Consider the following 11,692-nt stretch of genomic DNA (forward strand, 5'->3'; position numbering starts at 1 on the left):
TGCTCCGTCTCACTTTCCGAGCATCAACGCTCGGCACTGCTGCGCCTCGAGGGCGCGAGCTGCAACAGAAGCGCGCTCGGGCTGGTGTGGGGGCACAGCCAGCCCGAGCGCGTTCAGTGTGTGGTGTCGGTGACTCGTTAGAGTCCGACGTCCGATGCCTTGAGGAAGCCACTGTCGATGAGCTTCTCCTGCACGGTGTCCTTCGTGACGACCTCGGGGTCGAGGAGGTACGAGGGGACGACCTTGACGCCGTTGTCGTAGCTCTCGGTGTCGTTGACGTCGACCTCGGTGCCTGCCTTGAGCGACTCGACCATGGCGAAGACCTGGTCGCCGAGGAGGCGGGTGTCCTTCCAGACCGTCATCGACTGCTTGTCGGCGAGGATGTTCGTGACCGATGCCTTGTCAGCGTCCTGACCCGTGAGGATGGGCCACTCGGAGCCGGGCGTGTAGCCGGAGGAGACGAGCGCCTCCGCGATGCCCTGGGCGAGGCTGTCGTTCGGCGAGAGAACGACGTCGACCTTCTTGTCGCTGTAGTTCGAGGCGAGACGGTTCTCCATCTCGTCCTGAGCGCCAGCGCTCTCCCAGCCCTGGATGCCGACTGAAGCCCAGTCATCGTTCGATGCCGGCGACTTGCCGGAGGCGACGACGAGCTTGCCTTCGTCGATGTACGGCTTGAGGACGTCCCAGGCTCCGGAGAAGAAGAACTTGGCGTTGTTGTCGTCCGGGCTGCCGGCGAAGGGCTCGAGGTAGAACGGGCCAGGCTGGTTCTCGAGGTCCAGGCTGTCGACGATGTACTCGCCCTGGAGCTTGCCCACCGCGTAGTTGTCGAACGTCGCGTAGTAGTCGACGTTCTCCGTGTCGTTGATGAGGCGGTCGTAGGCGATGATCGTGATGCCTTCGTCAGCCGCATCCTGCAGCACCGGTGCGAGCACCGAGCCGTCGATGGCGGCGACGACGAGCACGTCGACTCCGGATGCGATCTGGTTCTGGATCTGCGAGATCTGCGTGTCCGGGTCGTTCTCGGCGTACTGCAGGTCGGTCGTGAAGCCGGCCTCGTCGAGCTTGCTCTGGAGCTGCGCTCCGTCGTTGATCCAACGCTCGAGCTCGCGGGTTGGCATCGAGATGCCGACGCTCTCGACCTCGACTGCTGCTCCTGCTTCGCCGGTTGCTGCTGGGTCTGCTGGCGCGTCGCATGCGGTGAGACCGAGTGCGAGGCCTCCAACGACTGCGAGACCGAGCAACTTCTTCGTTGCTGACATGACGGTCATTTCCTCTCTGAAATGTGTTGCCCTAAGTTGTCGCGCCAAACATATACCCACTTGGGTCAGGTTGTGCAACCCCGTGTCAGATTCGTGACAAAACTGGCCCCAAGCACCATCCGAACCGTGTCCCATCCGGAACTCGTGGTGGAAGTGACACAACGAAGTGCTATATGTTGCTCTCTGGAACTTATCAACGACGATACCTAGAACGGACTCCCATGTCTCTGACTCCCACCCCCGCAGACAAGTTCTCATTCGGTCTGTGGACCGTCGGCTACAACGGGACCGACCCGTTCGGCGGCCCGACGCGCGCCGACCTCGACGTCGTGCACGTCGTCGAGAAGCTCGCAGAAGCCGGCGCCTACGGCCTCACCTTCCACGACGACGACCTCTTCCCGTTCGGCTCGAGTGACGAGGTCCGCGACTCGCAGATCTCCCGACTCCGTGGCGCACTGGATGCGACCGGGCTCGTGGTTCCCATGGTCACGACGAACCTCTTCTCCGCTCCCGTGTTCAAGGACGGCGGCTTCACCTCCAACGACCGCGACGTGCGCCGCTTCGCGCTGCGCAAGGTCCTCCGCAACCTCGACCTCGCCGCGTCGCTCGGCGCCGAGACGTTTGTCATGTGGGGCGGCCGCGAGGGTGCGGAGTACGACTCCGCGAAGGACATCCGCCAGGCCCTCGAGCGCTACCGCGAGGCCGTCAACCTCCTCGGCGACTACGTCACCGACAAGGGCTACAACATCCGCTTCGCGATCGAGCCGAAGCCGAACGAGCCCCGCGGCGACATCCTGCTCCCCACGGTCGGCCACGCACTCGCCTTCATCGAGACCCTCGAGCGCCCGGAGCTCGTCGGCGTGAACCCCGAGGTCGGGCACGAGCAGATGGCCGGCCTCAACTTCGCGGCAGGCATCGCGCAGGCCCTCTATCAGGGCAAGCTCTTCCACATCGACCTCAACGGCCAGCGCGGCATCAAGTACGACCAGGACCTCGTGTTCGGCCACGGCGACCTGCAGAACGCGTTTGCGCTCGTCGACCTGCTCGAGAACGGCGGCCCCAACGGCGGCCAGACCTACACGGGCCCGCGTCACTTCGACTACAAGCCCTCGCGCACCGAGGACGAGACGGGCGTCTGGGAGTCGGCGGCAGCGAACATGCGCACCTACCTCCTCCTCAAGGAGCGCGCGGCTGCGTTCCGCGCCGACCCCGAGGTGCAGGAGGCTCTCGCGGCGTCCCGCGTCGACGAGCTCTCCACGAACACGCTCGGCGAGGGCGAGACGTACGACGACTTCCTCGCTGACCGCTCCGCCTTCGAGGACTTCGACGCGAACGCCTACTTCAACGGCAAGGGCTTCGGCTTCGTGCGCCTGCAGCAGCTCGCGCTCGAGCACCTCATGGGCGCACGCGGCTAGTCCACGTCCCAACAGCTGACGGGCTCCCCCGTCCCCCTCGCAGAGCTGCGGCGGATGCACTCACCACGCGCGTGCATCCGCCCCAGCTCTGTCGTGCATGCTCGATCACTACCTGAACCTCAACACAGCACTCGCCCTACAGAAAGCAGACCACCATGCTCGTCGCCGGCTTCGACTCGAGTACGCAGAGCTGCAAGCTCGTCATCCGCGATGCGGCGACGGGTGCGCTCGTCCGCCAGGGGCGCGCAGCTCACCTCCCCGGCACGGAGATCGACCCGGCGAACTGGTGGGCGGCCGTCCAGGGCGCGACCGAGGCCGCGGGCGGGCTCGACGACGTGGCGGCGATCTCCGTCGCCGGCCAGCAGCACGGCATGGTCGCCCTCGACGCCGAGGGCCGCGTCGTCCGCGACGCCCTCCTCTGGAACGACACCCGCAGCGCAGGCGCAGCACGCGACCTCATCGCCGAGTTCGGCCAGGCTGCGCTCGTCGAGCGCACGGGACTCGTGCCCGTTGCCTCCTTCACCATCACGAAGCTGCGCTGGCTGAGGGATGCGGAGCCCGAGAACGCGGCGCGCGTCGCAGCCGTGGCCCTCCCCCATGACTGGCTCACGTGGCGTCTCCTCGGCTACGGCCCCGCAGATGAGAGCCCCCTCGGCCCGGACCTGACGAAGCTCACGACCGACCGCTCCGACGCGTCGGGCACCGGCTACTGGTCGCCCTTCACGCTCGACTACGACCGCGAGCTGCTCATCGCGGCCCTCGGCCACGACGCCATCCTGCCTCGTGTGCTCGGACCGGACGAGGTCGCGGGGAAGACGCCGGCCGGCGCGCTCGTCGCCGCGGGCGCCGGCGACAACGCCGGCGCGGCGCTCGGCCTCAACGCGCGCGCGGGCGACGTCGTCGTCTCCATCGGCACCTCAGGCACCGTGTTCTCCGTCGCCGACCGACCGGTGGTCGATCCCCGCGGCGGGCTCGCCGGGTTCGCGGACGCGACGGGAGCATTCCTTCCCCTGTCCGCGACCCTCAACGCAGCACGTGTCATCGACACGACCGCCGAGGTGCTCGGCGTCGACCATGAGGAGTTCGGTCGGCTGGCCGCATCCGCCCCCGTCGGTTCCGGTGGTCTCGCGTTCGTGCCATACCTCGACGGGGAGCGCACCCCCGACCTGCCGGATGCGACCGCATCGCTCCTCGGCATGACCCGCGGCTCATTCACCCGCGAGAACCTCGCCAGGGCCGCAGTCGAGGGCATGCTCGGCAGCCTCGCGCAGGCACTCGACGCCCACCGTGCGCTCGGTGTCGAGGCGAAGCGAGTCATGCTCATCGGCGGCGCCGCGCTGAGCGAGGGCGTGCGCGCCGTCGCGCCGACCCTCTTCGATGTGCCCGTCGAGATCCCAGCACCCGGCGAGTATGTCGCCGACGGCGCGGCCCGCCAGGCCGCCTGGGTGGCGACCGGGACACGTCCGGACTGGCCCGTCGAGACGATCGCTCGCCTCGAGCCTGCCCCTGACGCGGCGCTCCGCAGCCGATACGCGGCGGCCGCGAAGCTCGCCCGCGACGCGGAAGAAGCAGGGACGGGACTCCACGCCGCCTGACCAGCGAAAGCGCGCGTCGCGGGCACGTGCCGAAACGCGGAGTTACAGAGAGGGGCAGCGCCAGTCGGCGCTGCCCCTCTCTGCATTACTGGGTTCGCATCACGAAGCTGCGATCACCGGGCCCCTTAGGCCTGGATGGTCTCGACCTTCGTGCCGCTCTCGACCTCGATCTTGCGTGGCTTCGCGCGCTCGCTGACCGGCACGGTCACGGTCAGCACGCCATGCTCGTAGCTCGCCGCGATGCGCTCGGTGTCGAGCCCCTGGCCGAGCGTGAACTGGCGGAGGTAGCTGCCGCCGTTGCGCTCACGGACGAGCCACTTGGCCCCCTCGGCGTTGACCGTGCTGCGCTCGGCCCGGATCGTCAGCTGCTGGCCGTCGAGGTCGACGTCGATCGAGCTCGGGTCGATGCCGGGCAGGTCAGCGGTGAGGATGTAGTGGTCGGCCTCGCGGTAGAGGTCGATGGGCATCGAACGCGGGCTGTTCGGTGCTCCCTGGAAAAGTCGTTCCATCTCCTGGAACGGATCGAAGACGCGTGCCATGTCGTTTCCCCTTCCTTGTACGCACGCTCGTCTACGCGAGACGGTGCGGTGAACTTGAGTCGACTGGTGTCAACTTCCTTGAGCAGAAAATTAGCACTCCGCCCCCTCGAGTGCCAGAAAATTCGCTGAAAACCCCGTCAGCCTTGGGCGAACGCACCCTCGAAGGAAGTCAGCGCGCGTCGACGCGGGGCGCGAAGCTCAGTGGGAGCGGTGGTCTTGCACGGTCATACGCGGGCCATGCTTCGGGCGCGGGTTGCCCGCGAGCTTGATGAGCCGCACGACCCGCTCGCGATGTCCGCGCCACGGCTCGAGCAGCTCCCGCATGCCGTCGTCGTCGACGTCGCAGCCCGCGAGCGCCCATCCGACCATGTTGGGGATGTGGTAATCACTGAAGCTCGGAGCGTCGGGGTCGCCATGCGAGCGCTGCACGGTCTCGTTGGCCGTCCACACACCGACGCCCACGATCGAGCGAAGACGGCGAAGCGGCTCCTCCGACCCCGTCGGCAGGCTGCTCGTGCGCTCCAGCGCCGAGGCGACCGTCGCCGAGCGGATGACCGTTCCGGATCGCGAGGAGTCGACGCCGGCCCGGTGCCAATCCCAGCTCGGAATGCGCCGCCACTGCTCCGGCGTGAGCGGCAAGCGCAGGTGCCGCGGCACGAGACCGGCCGGCCCTGGCGCCGCGTCGGCGTGGTCGCGGTGCAGGATGTCCCACGCGCGATGCGCCTCGAGGCCCGTGATCTTCTGCTCGATGATCGCCGCACTCAGCGCCTCGAACACCGCACCTGACTTGGGGAGCCGCATCCCCTCGTTCCGTCGCCGCACATCCGCCAGCTCCGGCAGGGCGTCGAGGCGGAGCTCGCTCCAGTCGTCGTCGCTGCCCAGCAGCGTGGGAGCCTCATCGACCGCGATCTCAGCAGCTTCACCCCACGACACGATCCGCACCCCCTCCCGCGCCTGGCGGAACACCGTCGTCGCGCCTCCCGCCAGCGAGTGGGACGTGCGCCAGACGTCGCGCGACACGGGATGCACCCAGCACGTCGGATCTCGCCTGCCCCGCATGAGGGGAGACAGGGTCTGCTGCACATCGACCGGCGCCGCCGGCCGATAGAGCGACATGACCCGATCTGGCATGCCGCAAGGGTACGCAGACCCACGGACATTCGGCGTGAGCCCCTCACCTAAAATCGTCCTCATGGCTGTCCCCAAGATCGTGCTCTACTACGCCTTCGCTCCCCTCGCCGACCCGGAGGCGATCCGCCTCTGGCAGCGCGACCTCGCGGCGTCCCTGGGGCTGCGTGGGCGCATCCTGATCTCCAAGGACGGCATCAACGGCACCCTCGGCGGCGAGCTGAACGCGCTCAAGCGCTACGTGCGCACCACCCGGGAGTACGCGGCCTTCAAGGATGCCGACTACAAGTGGTCGGAGGGCACTGGACTCGACGAGCAGGGACAGAGCCTCGACTTCCCACGCCTCAGCGTGAAGGTGCGCGACGAGATCGTCAGCTTCGGAGCACCGGGCGAGCTCGAGGTCGACGAGCACGGCGTCAAGGGCGGCGGGACCCACCTCGCCCCCGACGAGCTCCACGCACTCGTCGAATCGCGCGACGAGATCGTCTTCTTCGACGGCCGCAACGCGATCGAGGCGCAGATCGGCCGCTTCGAGGGGGCCATCGTTCCGGAGACCGGAACCACCCGCGACTTCATCGCCGAGCTCGAATCGGGCAAGTACGACGACCTCAAGTCGAAGCCCGTCGTCACCTACTGCACGGGAGGCGTACGCTGCGAGGTCCTCTCCGCACTCATGCTCAAGCGCGGCTTCAGCGAGGTGTACCAGCTCGACGGCGGCATCGTCCGGTACGCGGAGCAGTTCGGCAACGAGGGACTCTGGAAGGGCTCCCTCGCGGTCTTCGACGCACGCGAGCACCTCGAATTCGGCCCCGACACCGACATCCTCGGCCGCTGCCGCGAATGCGAGACGCCGACGCACCGCACCCAGAACTGCACCGACCCCTCCTGCAGGGAGCGCTTCGTCGCCTGCGAGGACTGCGGCAAGCGCGCGCTCCACTGCCCAGAGCACACGACCGCGAGCCTCAGCGCCCCAGCGGGGGCACCATCCGGTCGGTGACACGCCGGAGACGAAAGACATCTTCACAAATCGGAGATCTTGGATGTCGCGGCACACTGCGCCGCGCTGAGGCACCACATTTGTGGTGACGTAGAACAAAATTGCGCGCTGAGGCTCCTGGCTGCGAGCGGAGCCCCTTCCGCACGGCTATCGTGTGTAGCGGCATAGAAACATTGCCGATACAAACCATCCGTAGATTCGCAGAGTGGCGAATCCTCGCTTGTAGAAATAGCAGTTCCAGAATCTCGTTCAGTCGTCGTGCCCAGCCCGACTCGCACTGGAGGTACTCCGTGCCCCTTCTCCCCAGTCCGCTCACGCCAGCCGGTTCGCGCTCAGCGACCGCCCGGCGTTCCCGGCTCACCCGAACCCACCGAATGCTCGCGGCGCTCGCGATGTCGCTCTTCGCGTTCCTCGGCGTCTTCGCGATGGCCGGCCCCGCGAACGCAGCGGCCGACCCCGTCGACGAGGAGTCACCGTACTCGATCAGCGGCATCCTCAACTACGAGGGAGAACCCGTCGCGGGCGTCTCGCTCACCGTCGACGGCGACGGCTACTCCGAGACAGTGGAGTCGGGTGAAGACGGCCGCTGGCGAGTGCCCGTCCCAGGCCCAGGCAACTACACGGTCACGCTCGACACCGAGACCCTGCCAGACGGCATCGACCTGCGGAACGAGGACGGCGCCACCGCAGAGGTCACCGAGGACGAGTGGTCGACGACCAACGTCGGGCGCCTCTTCGCACTCGGAGAGGACACCAGGCAGAGCAGCAACTTCGGCTCGCAGCTCATCGAGCGCCTCGTCGCCGGCCTCAACTTCGGCCTGCTCATCGCGCTCGGCGCGATCGGCATCACCCTCATCTTCGGCACCACCGGGCTGAACAACTTCTCCCACGGCGAGCTCGTCACCTTCGGCGGACTCATGGCCTGGCTCTTCGCCGTCGTCATGGGGCTCAACATCTTCGTCGCCATCATCGTCGTCGTGATCCTCGGCGCCGCCTTCGGCTGGCTCCAGGATGCGACCCTCTGGAAGCCGCTGCGCAAGCGCGGCGTGCGCCTCGTCCCGGCGATGATCGTGAGCATCGGCCTCGGCCTCGCACTCCGGTACCTCTACCAGTTCTTCTTCGGCGGGGCGATCCTCCCGATGAGCTCGGTGGGCCTCAGCGGAGCCGTGGAGTTCGGCCCCGTGCGCATCACGACGGGCTCGCTCCTCAGCATGGGCATCTCGATCGTCACGCTCCTCCTCGTGGCCCTGTTCCTGACGCGCACCCGCGTCGGCAAGGCCACCAGGGCCGTGTCCGACAACCCGTCGCTCGCAAGCGCATCCGGCATCAACGTCGACCGCATCATCCGCATCGTGTGGACCACGGCAGGTGGCCTCGCCGCCCTCGCCGGCGTCATGCTCGCCCTCTACCGCCAATCCTCATGGGACATGGGCTTCCAGGTGCTCCTGCTGATGTTCGCCGCCGTCACCCTCGGTGGCCTCGGCTCCGCCTACGGTGCTCTCGTCGGCTCGCTCGTCGTCGGCATCTTCGTCGAGCTCTCGACCCTCTTCATCCCCGCCGACCTCAAGTACGCGGCGGCGCTCCTCATCCTCATCCTGGTCCTGCTCGTCAGGCCCCAGGGCATTCTCGGCCGCCGCGAGCGAGTCGGCTAGGAGACGAACCATGGACTGGTCAAACATCCTGAGCAACGCCGTCGGCGAGCTCCTCAGCCCCACCACCGCTGCCTACGCGCTCGCCGCGATCGGCCTCGGCATCCACTTCGGCTACACCGGCCTCCTCAACTTCGGCCAGGCCGCGTACATGCTGCTCGGCGCGTACGCGTTCGCGATCCCGACGATCAGCCTCGGCTGGCCCATCTGGGCCGCCGTGCTGTGCGTCATCGTCGTCTCGATCGTCTTCTCGTTCATCCTCGGCGTCCCGACGCTGCGGCTACGAGCCGACTACCTGGCCATCGTCACGATCGCCTCCGCCGAGATCCTGCGGTACATCGTGACGACGACCGGCCTCACCCCCGTGACGGGCGCGGCCAACGGCCTGAACGGCTTCAAGGGAACCTTCGCGGCCATCAACCCGATCCCCGACGGCACCTACGGCTTCGGCCCCTTCACCTACAACGCCTACGACTGGTGGACCCGCATCGTCGGCTGGGGCCTCGTCATCCTCGCGACCCTCCTCGTGTGGGCGCTCATGCGCAGCCCGTGGGGCCGCGTCGTCCGCGGCATCCGCGAAGACGAGGACGCCGTGCGAAGCCTCGGCAAGAACGTCTTCGCCTACAAGATGCAGGCGCTCATCACGGGTGGCCTCCTCGGCTCCCTCGCCGGCATCATCTTCATCCTGCCGAGAGCCGTGCAACCCGCGAACTACACGACGGGTCTCACGTTCTTCATCTGGACGATCATGCTGCTGGGTGGAGCCGCGACGATCTTCGGCCCAATCGTGGGAGCGATGATCTTCTGGGTCGTGCTCTCGCTCACGCAGGGCATCCTGTACGGCGCGATCGAATCGGGCGCGATCACCTTCCTCTCGACGACGCAGGCGGGCCAGCTGCGCTTCATCATCGTCGGAATCGCGCTCATGCTGCTGGTGGTCTTCAGACCCCAGGGCATCTTCGGAAACAAGAAGGAGCTGAGCTTCAGTGCCTGAGCAGACGAGCCCGCCAACGGGCATCCTCCCCACCCACGAATTCGTCGACGGCAAGGTCGGCCCCGGCTGCAAGAAGGTCGACCCGATCGTCATCGCCGACGGCGTCACCCGCCAGTTCGGCGGCAACACAGCCGTGGATGTGCAGCACCTCGAGATCCCGCGCGGCAAGATCACGGCGCTCATCGGCCCCAACGGCGCCGGCAAGACGACCATGTTCAATCTGCTGACGGGCTTCGACAAGCCCAACACGGGCACGTGGTCGTTCGACGGCACCTCCCTCGCCAACGTGCCCGCCTTCAAGGTGGCCCGCTCCGGCATGGTCCGCACCTTCCAGCTCACGAAGTCCCTCGGACGCATGACCGTGCTCGACAACATGCTCCTCGGCGCCGACGAGCAGGGCGGCGAGGGCATGCTGCGCGCACTGTTCAAGCCGCTGTGGCGCGACCGCGAGAAGGAGATCACCGAGAAGGCCGACGAGCTCCTCGCCCGCTTCAAGCTCGACGCGAAGCGCGAGGACTACGCGGCGTCGCTCTCCGGCGGACAGCGCAAGCTGCTCGAGATGGCACGCGCCCTCATGAGCAGCCCGAAGCTCATCATGCTCGACGAGCCCATGGCCGGCGTCAACCCGGCCCTCGTGCAGTCGCTCCTGGGCCACGTCAAGGAGCTCAAGAACGACGGCACCACGGTGCTGTTCGTCGAGCACGACATGCACATGGTCACCAACATCTCCGACTGGGTCGTCGTCATGGCGGAAGGCCAGATCGTCGCGGAGGGCCCGCCCGAGACGGTCATGAAGGACCAGGCCGTGATCGACGCCTACCTCGGCGCGCACCACGACCAGGACCTCGGCGACCTCGACATCCAGGAGCTGGAAGTCGAGCGCATCGCCGAGGAACAGGGCGTCGAAGCGGCGGCCGAGTACGAGGCCGAGGTGCTCGGGACGACCACGATCGCCGAGGAGATCGCCGAGACGAAGCCCGGGACCGAGACGACGGAGAGTGACAGCAAATGAGCGAGACGACGCCCAACGCATCCGGTTCTGCGACAGCGACGACCCCCAGAAGCGACGCTGTGCTGTCGACGATCGACCTCGTCGGCGGCTACCTGCCCGGCGTGAACATCCTCAACGGATGCTCGATCGACGCCTACCCCGGCGAGCTCATCGGCATCATCGGGCCCAACGGCGCCGGCAAGTCGACGGTACTCAAGGCCATCTTCGGGCAGATCAAGATCCGCGGCGGCAGCGTGATGCTGAAGGGCGAGGACATCACGGGCCTGCGCGCCGACAAGCTCGTCGCCAAGGGCGTCGGGCTCGTGCCGCAGAACAACAACGTCTTCCCGTCACTCACGATCGAGGAGAACCTCGAGATGGGGCTCTTCCTGCGCCCCAAGGTCTTCAACGAGCGATTCGAATTCGTCGCCGACCTCTTCCCCGAGCTCGGGAAGCGCCGCAAGCAGCGCGCGAGCTCCCTCTCCGGCGGTGAGCGGCAGATGGTCGCCATGGCGCGGGCCCTCATGATGGACCCGTCGGTGCTGCTCCTCGACGAGCCGTCGGCGGGCCTCTCCCCGGTACGTCAGGACGAGACGTTCCTGCGCGTGCGCCAGATCAACCGTGCCGGCGTCTCCGTCATCATGGTCGAGCAGAACGCGCGCCGCTGCCTGCAGATCTGCGACCGCGCCTACGTGCTCGACCAGGGCAAGGACGCGTACACGGGTACCGGACGCGAGCTGCTCAACGACCCGAAGGTCATCGCCCTCTACCTCGGCACGCTCGCGGCCGACGAACAGGCGAAGGACGGCGACGCGGCCCACTAACCGCGAGCATCCACCCAGCCGCCCCCGGCGAAGCCGAAGCCGATCGCTGCCCGGCGTTTCGCCCCCTGCCAGACTGCGCAGAGGGCGAAACACCGGGCAGCGTTGCGTGGGCCCCGTGGGCCCCGTGGGCACCGGGGCACCTGGGCGCCGGGGCGCCGTGGGCACCGTGGCGCCCAGGTTCAGCGCGGAGCTCACCTCCCCCAGAGGGAGACAAGCACTGCCCGGCGTTTCCCCCACTGCGACAGCCCACAGAGGGCGAAACACCGGGCAGCGTTGCGAGCGGGGGCGAGGGGAGCGAGGG

Annotated in this window: 10 protein-coding genes; 7 read left to right on the top strand and 3 right to left on the bottom strand. The window is 67.6% G+C overall.

Annotation, left to right across the window (positions count from 1 at the left end; translation table 11 throughout):
• Positions 1–137 precede the first annotated feature (137 nt).
• Positions 138–1,259, bottom strand: coding sequence for a multiple monosaccharide ABC transporter substrate-binding protein (gene chvE, locus GV007_RS01205; RefSeq protein WP_160070647.1), 1,122 nt, complete (start codon positions 1,257–1,259; stop codon positions 138–140).
• Positions 1,260–1,480: 221 nt separating this feature from the next.
• Between chvE and xylA the strand changes: the two genes are divergently transcribed.
• Together xylA and GV007_RS01215 are read left to right on the top strand one after the other, a co-directional pair.
• A complete protein-coding gene (gene xylA / locus GV007_RS01210) occupies positions 1,481–2,674 on the top strand; it encodes a xylose isomerase (RefSeq protein ID WP_160070648.1) in 1,194 nt (397 codons plus the stop codon).
• Positions 2,675–2,829: 155 nt separating this feature from the next.
• Positions 2,830–4,269, top strand: coding sequence for a xylulokinase (locus GV007_RS01215; RefSeq protein ID WP_160070649.1), 1,440 nt, complete (start codon positions 2,830–2,832; stop codon positions 4,267–4,269).
• Between the two features lie 125 nt (positions 4,270–4,394).
• On the opposite strand, the gene GV007_RS01220 is transcribed toward GV007_RS01215, so the two are convergent.
• Together GV007_RS01220 and GV007_RS01225 are read right to left on the bottom strand one after the other, a co-directional pair.
• Positions 4,395–4,808: an Hsp20/alpha crystallin family protein gene (locus GV007_RS01220; RefSeq protein ID WP_104243543.1), complete on the bottom strand. Its 414-nt coding sequence runs from the start codon at positions 4,806–4,808 to the stop codon at positions 4,395–4,397.
• A 198-nt stretch (positions 4,809–5,006) separates the two neighbouring features.
• The gene (locus tag GV007_RS01225; RefSeq protein WP_160070650.1) at positions 5,007–5,939 is read right to left on the bottom strand and encodes a DNA-3-methyladenine glycosylase family protein; all 933 of its coding nucleotides are present in this window, start codon (positions 5,937–5,939) and stop codon (positions 5,007–5,009) included.
• A 61-nt stretch (positions 5,940–6,000) separates the two neighbouring features.
• Here GV007_RS01225 and trhO point away from each other — a divergent pair, with 61 nt between their 5' ends.
• The 5 genes from trhO (at position 6,001) to GV007_RS01250 (ending at position 11,391) form a co-directional block, all read left to right on the top strand.
• Positions 6,001–6,933, top strand: coding sequence for an oxygen-dependent tRNA uridine(34) hydroxylase TrhO (trhO, locus tag GV007_RS01230; protein WP_160070651.1), 933 nt, complete (start codon positions 6,001–6,003; stop codon positions 6,931–6,933).
• Between the two features lie 290 nt (positions 6,934–7,223).
• Positions 7,224–8,585 (top strand): branched-chain amino acid ABC transporter permease, encoded by a 1,362-nt coding sequence (locus GV007_RS01235; protein ID WP_236558229.1) that lies wholly within the window; start codon positions 7,224–7,226, stop codon positions 8,583–8,585.
• Positions 8,586–8,595: 10 nt separating this feature from the next.
• Positions 8,596–9,576, top strand: coding sequence for a branched-chain amino acid ABC transporter permease (locus tag GV007_RS01240; protein ID WP_160070652.1), 981 nt, complete (start codon positions 8,596–8,598; stop codon positions 9,574–9,576).
• Complete coding sequence (locus GV007_RS01245; RefSeq protein ID WP_181062590.1) at positions 9,569–10,588, top strand: ABC transporter ATP-binding protein; 1,020 nt, start codon at positions 9,569–9,571, stop codon at positions 10,586–10,588. Before GV007_RS01240 ends, GV007_RS01245 begins: the two co-directional genes overlap by 8 nt.
• Positions 10,585–11,391: an ABC transporter ATP-binding protein gene (locus tag GV007_RS01250; protein ID WP_104243553.1), complete on the top strand. Its 807-nt coding sequence runs from the start codon at positions 10,585–10,587 to the stop codon at positions 11,389–11,391. The genes GV007_RS01245 and GV007_RS01250 overlap by 4 nt, the downstream gene beginning before the upstream one ends.
• The last annotated feature ends 301 nt before the right edge of the window (positions 11,392–11,692 follow it).

The organism is Pseudoclavibacter sp. 8L (assembly GCF_902506465.1).
Lineage (GTDB): Bacteria > Actinomycetota > Actinomycetes > Actinomycetales > Microbacteriaceae > Pseudoclavibacter.